Below are 14,218 nucleotides of genomic sequence, written 5' to 3'. Positions count from 1 at the left end.
AACATCCTGCGCACGACAGGGAATCCTTCCCCACCGAACACCACGATCAGATGCTACGACCGCCTGAACCTGCCGAGCCCTTGAGGTGCCCTTCCGGAACAGCGGGAGGGGCCCGCCGGAGCGGGCCCCTCCCGGGTGTCGTTCAGCGCCGAGGCGCTCGGGTCACCGGCGCGGGAACAGGTCCCGGTAGGCGCCCTGGGTCTGCACGTTCAGCTCGCCGACGCGGACGAACTTCGCCGTCAGGGTCCGCGGGTCGCGGAGGTCCAGGACGTCGAGGCCCTTGGCCATGTCGGACGAGTAGATGTGGCCGTTGTAGTAGTAGGCCGACCACGTGCCGCCGCCCGCGCCGTTGGGCAGCGGACCGCGCTCGAACCAGGCGATCTCCCGCGGCTTGCGGGTGTCGGTGAAGTCGAACACCGAGATGCCGCCCTGGTACCAGGACTGCACCATGATGTCCCGACCCTGCACCGGGATCAGCGAACCGTTGTGCGCCACGCAGTTCTCGGTCTCCCCCTGGTGCCGCGGGATCTTGTAGTACGACCGGAACTCCAGCTTGCGACCGTCACCGCGACCGGTGATGTCGTACAGGCCGTTCGCGCCGCGGGTCGGGGCGATGGACGCGTTGCAGGTGGGCGCGCCGCCGCCGCCGAGCTCGTCGGTGAAGATCACCTTGGTGCCGGCGTTGTTGAACGTGGCCGAGTGCCAGAACGCGAAGTTCACGTTGTCCTGCACGCGGTTGATCTCGCGGGGGTTCTCGCGGTCGGAGATGTTCCACAGCACGCCGTCACCCATGCAGGCGCCCGCCGCGAGGTCCTTCGACGGGTACACGGTGATGTCGTGGCAGCCCGAGGTGGCGCGCACGTAGCCGGTCTCGATGGTGCCGTCCCGGCCGGGGTTGCCGCCGTCCGGGAACATGACCCGCTCCGACAGCAGGCTCGCCTCGGTCGGGTTCTTCAGCGGCACCTTGACGATCGAGATCAGGTCGTGCGGCGGCTGGCAGTCGGGGAAGGCGGCGTCCGGGCCGTACGAGGAGACGTACAGGTAGGCGTTCTTGCCGCGCTTGTCCGGCACCAGCGTGTGGGTGTGCGAGCCGCACCTGGTCTCGACGGCCTTGACGTAGCGCGGGTTGCGCTTGTCGCTGATGTCGAAGATCTTGATGCCCTCCCACGCGTCCTTGTTGCTCGCGGGACGGGAGGTGCTGGTGCACGAGTTGTCGCTGCGCGACGAGTCGGTGGACAGGAACAGCAGGTTGTCCTTGACCGACACGTCGTTCTGCGAACCCGGGCACAGCACCGCGCTGGCCACCTTCGGCTTGCGCGGGTTGCTGATGTCGTAGATGACGAAGCCGTCGTAGTTGCCCGCGATCGCGTAGTTGCCCTGGAAGGCCAGGTCGGTCCACGTGGACGAGGCGGTGAACGGGGCCGGCTTCGGCAGGTTGGCGATCAGCTGGAGATTGCGGGTGTTGCGGATCTCGTCGACCCCGGGGATGCCGCTGTCCTGCTGCTCCTGGCTCGACAGCTGCTGCTCCGTCAAGCCGGCCAGGTCGGTGTCCTCCGGCGCCGCGGTGGCCTGCGGGCCCAGGGCCAGCCCGGACAGGCTCAGCGCAAAGGCGCCCAAGACCGCGATCGGCGCCCGGCGGCGTCCGGTCGATTCGCGTAGTTCCACTTCAGGTTCCCCTTCCAACCCAGTGCAGGGATCCGCAAATAGTGCCTGTTCGCAACGCTAAGTACCAGACCCGATCGTCGGAAAACCTCACCTTTTCACCTCGTGGACCGCCGGGTACGTTGGAGCGACCGGCGTAGTGGGGAGTGGTGGATGCGGGTCCTGGTCATCGCGGTGCTGGCGGCCGTCCTGGCGGGCTGCACGCCCGCGGCGGACGAGCAAGCACCCGTCATCGCCCCCCGGGGGCCCGGTGAGCAGGCCCGGACGCTCTCGCCCGACGACGTCGGCACCGACCGGTGGGTGGCGCCGAGCGAGGCCGACGTGACCTACGTGGCGAAGATGATCGGGCACCACCGGCAGGCGCTGGAGATGTCCGCGCTGGCGCCCGAGCGCGCCGGCGACGAGACCGTGAAGGGCCTGGCCTCGCGCATCCACGACAGCCAGGGCCCGGAGATCGCGGGCATGGAGCAGTGGCAGCGGGACTACGCCGAGGACGCGACCGCCCACGGGCACGGCGGCGGGGTGCCCGAGGTGGACCACTCGACCATGCCCGGCATGGCCTCGGCCGCCGACCTGGCCGCGCTGGAGGCGGCCCGGGGCGCCGACTTCGACCGACTCTTCCTGCGGCTGATGATCGCCCACCACGAGGGCGCGATCGAGATGGCCGTCGAACTGCTGTCCTCAGGCTCCGACGTGCGGGTCGAGGAGATGGCCAACGACGTCGTCGTCACCCAGACGGACGAGATCGAGCGGATGAAGGCCCTCGGCACCGCGTGACCCGGGCGGCCCCGCCGCTCAGGCCGGGCCGGCCGCTCGGACCGGACCGCTCAGGTCGGGGGACCGGCGGGGCCCACCCAGACCCGGATGGCCGTGCCGTCCTCCCCGGTGTGCACCCGCACGAGGTCGCACAGCAGGTTCACCAGCATCACGCCGTAACCGCCGTTCGCGCTGGTGCCCGGGTTGCGCCGGCCCACCATGGGGTTGGCCAGCCGCCCCGCGTCCCGCACCTCGCACACCACCACGCCGTGCTCGCGCCACAGCAGCAGCGTGCCCACGCCGCCGCCGTGCACCACGCTGTTGGTGGTCAGCTCGTTGACCGCCAGCACCAGGTCCTCAACCTGGTCGGCGGTCAGGCCGGTCGCGGTCGCGAAGCCCGCCACCAGCCGCCGCACCACCGACAGCTCGTCCAGGTCGAACCGGTGGACCAGCGCGTCCCGGGGCACCGGCGGCAGCGGCCGGTTGAACTCCTCCGCGGTCAGGAACGGCTCGCGGTAGGCCGTGCTCGGCCGCTGCCGCGAGTCCTCCACCACGACCGGGTGCGTCGTCGCCGCGTCCCGCAGGACCTCGGCGGACAGGCCGGCCGCGTCGTACGGGCACAGCAGCCACGCCGGCCGGTCCTCGAACGCGGTGTTGACCATCGCCTCGTGCTGCACGCAGGCGGGGTACTCCAGCTCCGTGCGACCCGGCCAGACCGCCTCGCCGATGATCCGCACCCGCGCCGCCGAGGAGTTGTCGGCGAACGCGGCCAGCACGCCCGGGATGATCCGGCCGGGGTTGCGCCCGGCTCGCCTCATGTCCAGGAACTCGACGTGGTCGGCCCGCCGCCCCAGCGCCGAGCGCAGCAGGTCGATGCCCGGCCGGGGCACCGCGACCAGCACGGGCTCACCCGCCGCCAGTCCGTCGCACACGAACGGCACCGTGCCCGCGAGGTACTGCTCGTCATCGCGGTAGAGGAGTGCCTCGTGCACGAAATCGACCACCGGGGAACCTCCGAACGGCTGCTGGTGGGGGCCTGCCGTCCAGTATCCCGCCCGGAGGGGCCGGCTGAGCGGCCGGACCCGCCCGAACCCGCCCGCGGGGCGTCGGCGCAGGCAGGCTCGCTGCGCCGGTCCGGGACCGGGTGCGCCCAGGCCATCGGTGGGGTACGCGACCCGGGTGACCGGGTCCACCCGTTGGTGGCAGGACGCGTCACACGGTAACCGGGGAGGACCGGCGGGGCGAGCCCGGTAACCCGGGTGGACGCCCCCGGGCGGTCACCCGGCGGTCAGGTTCTGCTCGACCTCGCCCGCCAGGGCCTCCAGCATCCGGGCGGGGAACTGCTCGTCCGCGCAGTCGTCCACGCTCAGCTCGACGACGCTGGCCGCGACGCCCGACAGGGACACCCGCAGCTCGCCGCGGCAGCCGTGCCCGGACAGCGGTTCCCAGGTCAGCAGCAGCCGGTCGTAGTCGGCGGCGAGGTTCAGCTGCCGCGGGTCGTCCTCCTCGCGCAGGATCAGCACGTCGCCGTTGCGGCCGACGACCTGGTAGGGCTCGGGGAGCCAGGAGGCCAGCCGGGACGGGTCCGCGGCGGCGTTGAACACCAGGTCGGGCAGGGCGGGGACGTCTCGTCGCGCGTGGATGGTCACGAAGCCCGGGTTACCCCGTTCGAGGGGGCCCACACCGGGTAACCCGCCGCCATGACCGATCCCGCACCACACCGACCCGTGGACCCCGACCAGCTGCCCGTGGACCCCGACGAGGTCGCCGAGGAGGCCCCGATCGACCCGACGCCGCAGCAGGTGGACGAGTACCGCGAGCTGATCGGCGACGAGCCGCCGGAGTCCTGACCTGGGCGGTCCCGCGGTCGGCCAGGACCGCGGGACCCCTTCCCGGGAGCTACGACCCACCGCCGCCCGCGCGCCACAACCCGCTGCCGCGTGCTCGACCGGCCGCCTCGCGCCACGACCCGCCGCTGCCCACGCGCTACAACCCGTCCCCGCGCGCCACGACCGGCTGCCGCGCGCCGCGCGCCGTTCCCCCGAACTACGACTTGCCGCCGCCCGGCTCGGTCATGGTGCGCATCGCCCGCGCCTTCACCGGGTCGGGCAGCACCCGTCCCGCCGCGGCCTGCGCCCGGTTGCGCAGCGCCCCGGCCACCACGTGGTCCTTGCCCGCCATCAGCGCCTCGAACCCCTCGCGCGCCACCTCGGCCGGATCGTCCTTGGGTCCGGTGGCCACCTTCGTGTCCTCCATGCCCGCGCGGCGGAAGAAGTCGGTGTCCGTGGGCCCCGGCATCAGCGCGGTCACTGTCACCCCGCTGTCGCGCAGCTCCTCCCGCAGCGACTGCGAGAACGACGCCAGGAACGCCTTCGACGCCGCGTACACCGAGTGGAACGGCCCCGGCCCGGTCGCCGCGACCGAGGAGGTGAACAGCACGCGGCCCTCACCGCGCTCCACCATCGGCGGCACCAGCCGCTTGGCCAGGTGCACGGCCGAGCCGATGTTCAGCTCGACCACCCGCAGGTGCGCGCGCAGGTCGCTGTCGTCGACGAAGTCACCGCCGATGCCGATCCCGGCGTTGACCGCGAGCGCCGCCACCGGCCGCCCGAGCTCCTCGACCACCGCCACCAGGTCCTCGTTGCCCGAGTAGGTGGCCAGGTCCGCCCGCACCGGGTCGACCCGCGCGCCGCCGGCGGCCAGGTCGCGAGCCACGTCCTCCACGGCCCCGTTCTCGGCCGCCACGACCAGGTCGAACCCGTGTTCGACGAAGACCCTCGCCAGCTCCAGCCCGATGCCGCTGGACGCGCCGGTCACCACCGCCAGCGGTCGGGACGTGCTCTCCGTTGTGCTCATGGGGGTCGACTACCCGGAGTGATGTCACCCAATCCGGTTTCACCCGGGGTATTCATGGGAACTCCTCGGTTCCTTCCCGGTTCCCGCGGATGACGAACGGCGGTGACGGATGTCCGGAAGACGCGGCCAGGTCGGCGTGCTCGACGTCGGTTGCTTCAGCGCCCACCTGCTGGTGGTGGACGGCTCGCCGCTCCACCCGGTGCTGTCGCACAAGACCAGGCTCCGTCTGGACCGGGCGCTCGACCCGGACAACCGGTTGAGCCCCGAGGGCGTCGACCAGGTCGTGAGCGCGGTCCGCACCGCGCGCCGCACCGCCGAGCGGGCGGGCGTGGCCGACTTCGTCCCCTACGCCACCTCGTCGATCCGCGACGCGGCCAACGCCGCCGAGGTGATCGCCGAGGTCGCCCACCGCACCGGCACGCGGCTGCGCGTGCTGCCCGGTGACGAGGAGGCGCGCCTGTCCTACGTGGCCGCGCGCCGCTGGTTCGGCTGGCAGGCGGGCCCGCTGCTGGTCCTCGACGTCGGCGGCGGCACCGTGGAGCTCGCGGCGGGCGAGGACGCCGCGCCGTCGCTGGCCAGGTCGCTGCCCTTCGGCGCCCGCACGCTGACCCGCCGGCTGTCCCTCGACGTGGTCGGGGGCCGGTCCGCCCAGGACGGGCGGCACCCCGCCGAGCACCGCGAACTGGCCCGCGTGCGCGAGGCCGTGCGCGAGGCGCTGGCCGGCACCAGCCTGACCGACCACCGCGCCGTCGGCTGCTCGAAGGTGTTCCAGCAGCTCGCGCGCCTGGCTGGGGCCCGGCCCCAGCACGAGGGCCCCTTCACGCCCCGCACGCTGCGGTTGACCGACCTGCGCCGCTGGATCCCGCGCCTGGCGAGCATGCCGCCGCCGAAGCGGGCCCGGCTGCCCGGCATCTCCCGGCACCGCGCCGGGCAGTCGCTGGCCGGCGCGCTGGTGGTGGAGGCGCTGATGGTGGCCACCGGGCACGACCAGGTGGAGCTCTGCCCCTGGTCCACCCGCGAGGGGCTGCTGCTCACCCTGGGTGGGCAGGACGACGACGACGAGATCAGCCAGGTGGCGTGAAGGGATCAACGGGGATGCTCGCGCTGTCGGTCGAGTCCCACCGGACCGGGTGCGCGGTGGTGGTGGCGTCCGGTGAGCTGGACCTGGCGGGCGCGCGCCGGGTGCTCGACAAGATGGACCGCCTGATCACCGAGGGGCGCGACCGGATCGTGCTGGACATGTCGGGGGTCGCGTTCTGCGGCGCGCAGGCGATGAGCGCGCTGGTCCGCACGCGGGCCAGGGCGCAGCGCGCCGGCGGGTGGCTGCGGCTGGCCGCCGTGCCGTCGCACGTGCGTCGCGTGTTCGAGCGCACCGACCTGGACCGGCTGTTCCCGCATTACCCGGACGTGGGATCAGCAGCCACCGGTCGGGTAGTTTCCGGCCCCGACCACCGGGTAGTCGAGCGGAAACCACCTTCCCAAGCGAGGTGATCCGCAATGAGCACCACCACCACGACGCGCGTGCCGCACCCGGTGCGCGCGGCGGCGATGGCGATCGCGGTCGTGTTCCTGCTGGTCGGCGTGCTGGGGTTCGTGCCGGGCATCACCGCGCACCTGGACCGGATCTCCTTCGCGGGTCCGGGCTCGGGCGCGCACCTGCTCGGCGTGTTCCACGTGTCCGTGCTGCACAACCTGGTGCACCTGCTGTTCGGCGTGGCCGGCCTGGCGCTGGCCCGCACGGTGCCCACCGCCCGGTCGTTCCTGATCGGCGGCGGCGCCCTGTACCTGGTGCTGTGGCTCTACGGGCTGCTGGTCGACAAGGGGAGCGCGGCCAACTTCGCGCCGTTCAACACCGCTGACGACTGGCTGCACCTGGGCCTGGGCGCCGGCATGATCGCACTGGCGTTGGGCCTGAAGGGCAACCCCAACGCCCGCAGTGCCTGAGCTCGTGACGTCCGCGTTCCGCGCGCTGGCGAGCGCGCGCGGGGCTCGGGCGGTCCACCCGCGCGGCCGGTGGTTCACCGGCACGATGACCACGACGTTCGACCCCGCCCTCCCGCTGCCGGAGGGTCGGACCGAGGTGGTCGGCAGGCTGTCGAAGGGCGCCGGCACCGCCGCCGGCGTGCCCGACGTGCTGGGCCTGGCCTTCCGGCTGCCCGGACCGTGGGACGTGCTGCTGTCCACCTCTCTCGCCCGCGTGCTGCCCCGGCCGGCCCGGACCTGGTCGAGCGCCCGCTACGGCAGCATCACCCCGTTCCGCTGGCGGGGCGGCCTGGCGTGGCTGGCCGCCGTGCCCGACCCCGGGCAGACCGCGTCGGCGTCGCTGGACGACCTGCCCGGGGAACTGGGGTTCACCCTGGAGGTGGGCGGGCCCTGGCGGCCGGTCGGGCGCCTGGTGGTCCGCCCGCTGCCCGTCGACGACGAGCAGCCGCCGCTGGACCCGGTCCGCAACCGCCCGCCCGGCCTGGAGCTGGCCCCCGCGCTGCTGGCCAGGCTGCGGGAACGCGCCTACCGCGGCAGCAGACGCGGTCGTCCGGCCGAACAGGACCCGTGAGTTCGCGCAGCCCCCGCGCAAGGACCACCCACCTCGTTCGCGCCCCCTGATCAACCGAGGGTGGGTGCCACGGGCCGCCGGACTCCACCTCTTCCCCGCCAGGCGGCCGAGTGGAACGGAGAACCACCGATGCGACACGACCGCTCGACCCGGCGACGGGTCGTCACCGCCTGCCTGGCGACGGCAGCGCTGCTGCTCGCCGGCGTCGGCTCCGGTTACGCGGCCGGCCCACCCGAGGGCGAGGTCCTCGGCGTCGGCAAACCCGGCGCGGTGAAGGACAGCTACATCGTCGTGCTGCGCGCCGACTCGATCAGCGCCCAGCAGACCGAGATCCAGGCGAACGACCTCGCCCACCGGTACGGCGGTTCGGTCAAGCTCACCTACACCGCCACCGTGCGCGGCTTCTCGGTCACCATGAACGAGGAGCAGGCCCGCCGGCTCGCCGCGGACCCGGCGGTCGCCTACGTCGAGCAGGACGCCCTCGCGCACGCCACCACCACCCAGGACAACCCGACGTGGGGCCTGGACCGGGTGGACCAGGAGGACCTGCCGCTGGACTCGAAGTACACCTACGCGAGCGCGGGCGCGGGCGTGACCGCGTACGTCATCGACACCGGCATCCACAAGGCGCACACCGACTTCGGCGGCCGGGTCACCGACGGCCGGGACCTCGTCGACGGCGACGCGGTGGCGCAGGACTGCCACGGCCACGGCACGCACGTCGCGGGCACCATCGGCTCCACCACCTACGGCGTGGCCAAGGCCGTGGAGCTGGTCGCCGTGCGGGTGCTCAACTGCCAGGGCTCCGGGCAGTGGTCGCAGGTCGTCGGCGGCATCGACTGGGTCGCGCAGAACGCGGTCAAGCCCGCGGTGGCCAACCTCAGCCTCGGCGGCGCCGCGGACACCACCGTGGACAGCGCCGTCAAGCGGCTCGTCGCCGCCGGCGTCACCACCGCGGTCGCCTCCGGCAACGACAACCGCGACGCGTGCAACACCTCGCCCGCGCGCGTGCCCGAGGCGATCACGGTCAACGCGGTCGAGAGCTCCGACCAGCGCTCGTCGTTCTCCAACTACGGCACCTGCACCGACATCTTCGCGCCGGGCACCGGGATCACCTCCACCTGGCACACCGGGAGCACCAACTCCATCAGCGGCACCTCGATGGCCTCGCCGCACGTGGCCGGCGCGGCGGCGCTGTACCTCTCGGCCGCCGCCGGGGTCAACGCCCAGGCCACCCCGGCGCAGGTGGCCAAGGCCCTGACCGACCACGCCGCGAGCGGCGTGGTCAAGAACTCGGGCTCGGGCTCGCCGAACAGGTTGCTGCACACGGGGTTCATCGGTGGCGACGACCCGGACCAGCCCGCCTGCCCGGGTGGGTCGAACGCGGACGACGTGGCGATCCCCGACGCGGGCGAGGCGGTGACCTCCGCCATTTCGGTCACCGGCTGCGCCGGCGCGGGCACCGCGGCCACCAGGGTGGAGGTGGACATCGCGCACACCTACACCGCCGACCTGGCGGTGGACCTGATCGCCCCGAGCGGCGAGGTGTACGTGCTGCGCAAGTCCGGCGGCGTGGGCTCGTCGTCCGGCATCCACGAGACCTTCTCGCCGGACACGTCCGGGGAGACCCGGAACGGCACGTGGAAGCTCCGGGTCAAGGACGTCTACACCCACGACACCGGGAAGATCGAGGGCTGGTCCCTCACGTTCTGACCGTTCCCCCGATCGGCACCCGCGGCGCGCGGTCCTCCCCTCCCACGCGCCGCGGGTGCGCCCGACCCCGTGCCGGTGGAGGAAACCCGTGCCGCACCGCTCCACGGCCGCCGCGGTGATCACCGCGCTGGCCCTCCTGGGAACCGCGCCGACCGCGCAGTCCCGGGAGGCCGACTTCGTGCCCGCCCGCGACCCGGTGCCGGGCAGCTTCCTGGTGTCGCTGGTGGAGACCGGCCGGTCGGCGGCGGCCACCTCGTCCTCCCTGGCCGGGCGGTACGGCGGCCGCGTCAAGACCGTGTTCACCGCCGCCCTGCACGGGTTCCTGGTCCGGGGCCTGACCGAGGCCCAGGCCCGCAGGCTGGCCGCCGACCCGGCGGTCCGGAAGGTCCACCAGGACGGCACCGCACGCGCCGCGACAGACGGGGTCGCGACCGCCGGCGTCCACGCTGCCGCTCGCCGCCCCGCCGACCCCCACACCACCGCCACCCAGTCCCGCGCCACCCAGTCCCGCGCCACCCAGTCCCGCGCCACCTGGGGCATCGACCGCGTGGACCAGCGATCCCTGCCCCTGGACCACGAGTACGACTACCGCACCACGGCGTCCGAGGTGACCACGTACGTCCTCGACAGCGGGATCCGCCGGACGCACGCCGAGTTCGAGGGCCGCGCCTCCGACGGCCACGACTTCGTCGACGACGACGCGGTGGCGCAGGACTGCCACGGCCACGGCACCCACGTGGCGGGCACCATCGGCGGCCGGACGTGGGGCGTGGCCAAGAAGATCAGGCTGGTCGCGGTGCGGATGCTCGGCTGCGGCGGCTCGGCCCCCGACTCCGCCGGCGTCGAGGGCATCGAGTGGATCGCCCGCAACGCCGTCGAGCCCGCCGTGGTCAACGGCAGCTTCACCTTCGACACGCCCGGCATCGGCGACGAGGCCATCGGCGGCCTCACCGCGGCGGGCATCGCGTTCGTGGCCGCGGCGGGCAACGACTCGGCCGACGCCTGCGGCGCCGGACCCGCGCGCAACCCCGACGTGATCGCGGTCGGCGCGACGGACGAGGACGACGAGCGGGCCCGGTTCTCCAACCACGGTTCGTGCGTGGACCTCTTCGCGCCCGGCGACTCCATCACCTCGGCCTCGCACCGCGGCGACACCGCCTCCACCACCATGAGCGGCACGTCCATGGCCTCGCCCCACGTGGCCGGCGGCGCGGCGCTGTACCTGGCCGGCCACCCGACCGCCACGCCCGCGCAGGTGCTCGAAGCGCTGACCGGCGCGGCGACCCCGGGCGTCGTGCGCGACCCCGGCCCCGGCTCCCCGAACCGCCTGCTGCACACGGCCTCGTTCGGCGCGGAGGAGCCCGGGTGCGAGGGCGGGCGCAACGACGACGACGTGCCGGTCCCGGACGCGGGCGCGGCGGTGACCTCGACCGTCGAGGTGGCGGGGTGCCCCGGCGCGGGCACCGCGACCACGCGGGTGGCGGTGGACATCGCGCACCCGTACCCGGCGGACCTGGTGGTCGACCTCGTCGGACCGGGTGGGGCGGTGTTCCCGCTGCGCGCGGCGGGCGAGGTCGGTTCTCCGGGCGGCCTCCACGAGACGTTCGCGGTCGACACGTCCTCGCAGCCCCGCGACGGCGCGTGGCGGCTGCGGGTGAGGGACGCCTACGCCCACGACACCGGGAAGATCGAGGGCTGGGGCCTCACCTTCTAGACCGGCACCTGCCGGCCCCGGCACCTCCTGGGCCTGGCACCCTTTCAGACCCGGCACCCTTCTCCAGCCCCGACCCGGGGCGCTTCAGACGCGCAGGACCGCGGCCAGCCGCTGCGCGCCCCTCTTCGCCGACCCCGACCCGCGGGCCACCAGGATCCCCAGCACCACCACGACGGCGAACGGGAGGTACCCGGAGTACCGGCCCCCCGACGCGATGGACGAGTACACCACCAGCACCAGCACCACGACACCCAGCACCACGGCGCCGATCCGGCTCCACGTCATCGACTGCTGGTCGTCGCGGCGGTAGAGGTCGTAGATCCCCATCGCGTACAGGATGAAGATGACGCCGAGCCCGGTGCTCATGCCCGAGCGGGCCAGCTCCAGCGGCCACGACGAGAACTCCGGCACCCGGTAACCGCCGTTCAGGTGGGCGCGCAGCGCGATGCCGCCGTCACCGAGGACGGTGTACACCATGCCGGGCGTCCCGGCCAGGCAGCACAGACCGCCCAGCGGCCACTCGGCGGCGGTGCTCACCAGCAGTCCGAGGGTGAACAGCACCGCGGACCACCCCATGATCAGCAGGGGCCACCCGGACCAGGCGGACAACGCGTACGCCAGGGCCAGGTAGAGCAGCAGGAAGCTCGTGGCGATCCAGACCTTGCGGGCGTACTCGGTGCCGCCGACGAGGCTGATCGCCTGCTCCACCACCAGGTGACCCAGGCACTTCGAATCGCCCCGCACCCGCCGGATCGCCGGGCGACCGCACGGCGATCGGCCCTCCACGTCCTTCAGCCTGGTGTACCCGCAGGAGAACTCCACACCGATCACCGGACGGCCTCGGTGGTCTCGCTCGACGGCAGCTGCTTCTCGCGCGCGGCGATCACCTGGGTGTGCAGCCACGCGATGGCGGCGCGGCGGCTGGACCGCCAGACCTTCCACCACGGCCCCTCGCCGCGCGGCACGGAGAACCACCGCTTCAGCTCGTCGACCGAGGTGCTGTGCTCCGCGACCTCGTTGATCACCCGTCGACGGCGGCGCAGCAGAGCCCTGGCCAGCACGCTGCCGACGAGCGCGAGCCCGGACAGGGCGCCGATCGCGATCGCGAGCCACTGGGGGAGGAACGACGCGTCGTCCTCGGGGCGGTCGGCCACCACGTGCAGGACCGCGCTGGTGGTCGCGGTGGCGCACAGGGCGAGGTAGAACGCCGTGGTGAAGTAGGACCGGCGCACCAGCCGGGTCAGCGAGTCCCTCATCGCCTCGGGCCAGCCGGGGTTGTTCACCAGCCACAGCGACCACTTGCTGAACCGGTCCCACTCGCTGGGCAGGAAGTCCCGGTGCAGCCCGTCGCAGCCGTTGCGGTCGGAGGCGACGAGGACCTCGTGCCAGGCGTGGCTCAGGTCGTCGTAGCCCAGCTCGAAGTTGGGCCGCCCCTCCTCCCAGTCCTGGAACAGCCTGCGGTCGAACGGCAGCCAGTGGAAGCTCTTGCCGTAGCCGGGATCGCCCCAGTGCCGGACCAGCGCCTCCCGGCTCGGGACCCGGTTGACGACGGTCTCGGCGCGCATCCGGTTGAACTCCTCGACGGTCTGCACGCAGTTGCTCAGGATCGTCTCGCGGGAGTCCTTGGCGCCCGCGCGGGCCGCGGCCACGATGAACGGGTGGTGCGCGGCCGTGATGGCGTTGACCACCAGCGGGTCGAACTGGGCGCCGCAGTCGATCACGACGCAGGTCGCGCCCTGGCGGATGCCCCGGTCGAACGCGGCGTCGAGGATCTGCCGGCAGACGGCGTTGGAGCGGCGGTCCTTGATCTCGGCCACCAGGTTGAAGACGAACAGCTTGTCGCTCACCCGCGCGGCGGGCAGCAGCATGATCTTCCCGCACTCGAACCGCCTCAGGTACTCCGGCGTGACGTCCAGCAGCCGGTCGTTGAGGTGGCGCTGCGGCGTGCGCGTCTGCTCCTGCGAGAACCCGGCGACGTGGTCGGCGAACGTGCGGACCGGGCCGATGTCCACCTTGGCCCGCTGGCACCACTCGCTCGTGCCGCCGTGCTGGGCGATGTCGGCGTCGAGGTAGAGCACGTTGTTGCCGGACTCGGCGAGCAGCTCCGCCGTCATCATGGCCAGCGTGGTCTTGCCGACGCCGCCGGACGTGCCCACGAACGCCCAGCTGGGCATGGGCGGCTGGTACGGGGCGGGCGGCGGCAGCGGGATGCTCCAGTCCGCGCCCTGGGCGGCGACGTGCAGCGAGGGCGTCTGCCGGTCCCGCGTCTCCCGCCGCACCACGTCGCGGACGTCGGAGACCAGGGTGGTGACCCTGGCGTGGCGGGTGCCGTGGTCGAGGCCGCGCTCCAGCACGGACAGCACCGACCTGGTGAAGTGGCCGTGCCCCTGCCGGTCGTCCTCGCGGGCGACCTCGTTCGGGCCGCACGCCGAGATGACGACGCGGCCGTGACCCTCCATGCGGAGGAAGTCGTCCGTGAACTCCTTGCCGCCGCCCCGCGCGCCGATCGAGAACCCGCGGCTGTCGCCGGCGAAGGCGCCGCTGAAGCACGTGTCCAGCATGACGAGCAGCCGGCGGGTCTTGAGGCGGTTGAGCAGCGCCCACACCTGGTGCACGGGCAGGGCGGAGGCGAGCGGCTGGTCGATGTCGGCGTCGTGGGGCAGCAGGAACGTCGACCACCCGCGGTCGCTGTCGGCGCTGTCGCGCAGGTCGGACATGCCGTGGCCGGACCAGTAGATGATGATCGGGTCGTCGGCGTCCCTGACTCGCTCGTTGAGGCCGACCTCCAGCTGCCAGTAGATGTCCTGGCGGGTGGCGTTGCCGTCGGTCAGCGTGACGACGTCGAAGCCTGCCGACTCCAGTCGCCGGGACACCTCCGAGGCGTCGTTGACCGCGCACTTGAGCGCGGGGATGCGGGTGGCGGAGTACCGGTCGATGCCGATGACCAGGGCGTGCGGCACTGC

At 73.2% G+C, this 14,218-nt stretch carries 14 protein-coding genes; 8 read left to right on the top strand and 6 right to left on the bottom strand.

Features of this window, described 5'->3' with window-relative positions; all coding sequences use genetic code 11:
• Positions 1-162: 162 nt before the first annotated feature.
• Complete coding sequence (locus Q5530_RS36670; RefSeq protein ID WP_415367508.1) at positions 163-1,665, bottom strand: LVIVD repeat-containing protein; 1,503 nt, start codon at positions 1,663-1,665, stop codon at positions 163-165.
• A gap of 150 nt (positions 1,666-1,815) precedes the next feature.
• On the opposite strand from Q5530_RS36670, the gene Q5530_RS36665 reads away from it, so the two are divergent.
• Positions 1,816-2,439, top strand: a complete 624-nt coding sequence (locus Q5530_RS36665; RefSeq protein ID WP_415367507.1) for a DUF305 domain-containing protein — start codon at positions 1,816-1,818, stop codon at positions 2,437-2,439.
• A gap of 50 nt (positions 2,440-2,489) precedes the next feature.
• Here Q5530_RS36665 and Q5530_RS36660 read toward each other — a convergent pair whose 3' ends face one another.
• Positions 2,490-3,422: an anti-sigma factor RsbA family regulatory protein gene (locus Q5530_RS36660; RefSeq protein ID WP_415367506.1), complete on the bottom strand. Its 933-nt coding sequence runs from the start codon at positions 3,420-3,422 to the stop codon at positions 2,490-2,492.
• 273 nt (positions 3,423-3,695) lie between these two features.
• The gene (locus Q5530_RS36655; protein ID WP_380639068.1) at positions 3,696-4,067 is read right to left on the bottom strand and encodes a hypothetical protein; all 372 of its coding nucleotides are present in this window, start codon (positions 4,065-4,067) and stop codon (positions 3,696-3,698) included.
• Between the two features lie 51 nt (positions 4,068-4,118).
• Here Q5530_RS36655 and Q5530_RS36650 point away from each other — a divergent pair, with 51 nt between their 5' ends.
• A complete protein-coding gene (locus Q5530_RS36650; protein ID WP_415367505.1) occupies positions 4,119-4,268 on the top strand; it encodes a hypothetical protein in 150 nt (49 codons plus the stop codon).
• 196 nt (positions 4,269-4,464) lie between these two features.
• Here Q5530_RS36650 and Q5530_RS36645 read toward each other — a convergent pair whose 3' ends face one another.
• Positions 4,465-5,274, bottom strand: a complete 810-nt coding sequence (locus Q5530_RS36645) for an SDR family NAD(P)-dependent oxidoreductase (RefSeq protein ID WP_415367504.1) — start codon at positions 5,272-5,274, stop codon at positions 4,465-4,467.
• Between the two features lie 109 nt (positions 5,275-5,383).
• Between Q5530_RS36645 and Q5530_RS36640 the strand changes: the two genes are divergently transcribed.
• From Q5530_RS36640 to Q5530_RS36615, 6 genes are all read left to right on the top strand, one after another.
• Positions 5,384-6,355: a Ppx/GppA phosphatase family protein gene (locus Q5530_RS36640; protein ID WP_415367502.1), complete on the top strand. Its 972-nt coding sequence runs from the start codon at positions 5,384-5,386 to the stop codon at positions 6,353-6,355.
• Positions 6,352-6,765 (top strand): STAS domain-containing protein, encoded by a 414-nt coding sequence (locus tag Q5530_RS36635; protein WP_415367500.1) that lies wholly within the window; start codon positions 6,352-6,354, stop codon positions 6,763-6,765. The genes Q5530_RS36640 and Q5530_RS36635 overlap by 4 nt, the downstream gene beginning before the upstream one ends.
• A gap of 6 nt (positions 6,766-6,771) precedes the next feature.
• Positions 6,772-7,218: a DUF4383 domain-containing protein gene (locus Q5530_RS36630; protein ID WP_415367499.1), complete on the top strand. Its 447-nt coding sequence runs from the start codon at positions 6,772-6,774 to the stop codon at positions 7,216-7,218.
• A complete protein-coding gene (locus Q5530_RS36625) occupies positions 7,211-7,828 on the top strand; it encodes a hypothetical protein (protein ID WP_415367498.1) in 618 nt (205 codons plus the stop codon). The genes Q5530_RS36630 and Q5530_RS36625 overlap by 8 nt, the downstream gene beginning before the upstream one ends.
• Positions 7,829-7,957: 129 nt before the next feature.
• On the top strand, positions 7,958-9,541 hold the full coding sequence (locus Q5530_RS36620) for a S8 family peptidase (RefSeq protein WP_415367497.1): 1,584 nt from the start codon (positions 7,958-7,960) through the stop codon (positions 9,539-9,541).
• An 88-nt stretch (positions 9,542-9,629) separates the two neighbouring features.
• Positions 9,630-11,255: a S8 family peptidase gene (locus Q5530_RS36615; protein WP_415367496.1), complete on the top strand. Its 1,626-nt coding sequence runs from the start codon at positions 9,630-9,632 to the stop codon at positions 11,253-11,255.
• A gap of 84 nt (positions 11,256-11,339) precedes the next feature.
• On the opposite strand, the gene Q5530_RS36610 is transcribed toward Q5530_RS36615, so the two are convergent.
• Both Q5530_RS36610 and Q5530_RS36605 read right to left on the bottom strand, forming a co-directional pair.
• Positions 11,340-12,086, bottom strand: a complete 747-nt coding sequence (locus tag Q5530_RS36610) for a hypothetical protein (protein ID WP_415367495.1) — start codon at positions 12,084-12,086, stop codon at positions 11,340-11,342.
• A complete protein-coding gene (locus tag Q5530_RS36605) occupies positions 12,083-14,215 on the bottom strand; it encodes a caspase family protein (RefSeq protein ID WP_415367494.1) in 2,133 nt (710 codons plus the stop codon). The genes Q5530_RS36610 and Q5530_RS36605 overlap by 4 nt, the downstream gene beginning before the upstream one ends.
• Positions 14,216-14,218: the final 3 nt, after the last annotated feature.

Origin of the sequence: Saccharothrix sp. BKS2, from assembly GCF_047689505.1 — a bacterium.
GTDB classification, from domain to species: Bacteria; Actinomycetota; Actinomycetes; order Mycobacteriales; family Pseudonocardiaceae; genus Actinosynnema; species Actinosynnema lopnurensis.
The sequence above is the reverse complement of the archived record's forward strand: the minus strand, read 5'-3'. Positions and strand labels throughout refer to the sequence as shown.

Coding starts and splice junctions, on each gene's coding strand:
- Q5530_RS36665 (WP_415367507.1), top strand. CDS start 1,816: ATGCGGGTCCTGGTCATCGCGGTGCTGGCGGCCGTCCTGGCGGGCTGC.
- Q5530_RS36650 (WP_415367505.1), top strand. CDS start 4,119: ATGACCGATCCCGCACCACACCGACCCGTGGACCCCGACCAGCTGCCC.
- Q5530_RS36645 (WP_415367504.1), bottom strand. CDS start 5,274: ATGAGCACAACGGAGAGCACGTCCCGACCGCTGGCGGTGGTGACCGGC.
- Q5530_RS36640 (WP_415367502.1), top strand. CDS start 5,384: ATGTCCGGAAGACGCGGCCAGGTCGGCGTGCTCGACGTCGGTTGCTTC.
- Q5530_RS36630 (WP_415367499.1), top strand. CDS start 6,772: ATGAGCACCACCACCACGACGCGCGTGCCGCACCCGGTGCGCGCGGCG.
- Q5530_RS36620 (WP_415367497.1), top strand. CDS start 7,958: ATGCGACACGACCGCTCGACCCGGCGACGGGTCGTCACCGCCTGCCTG.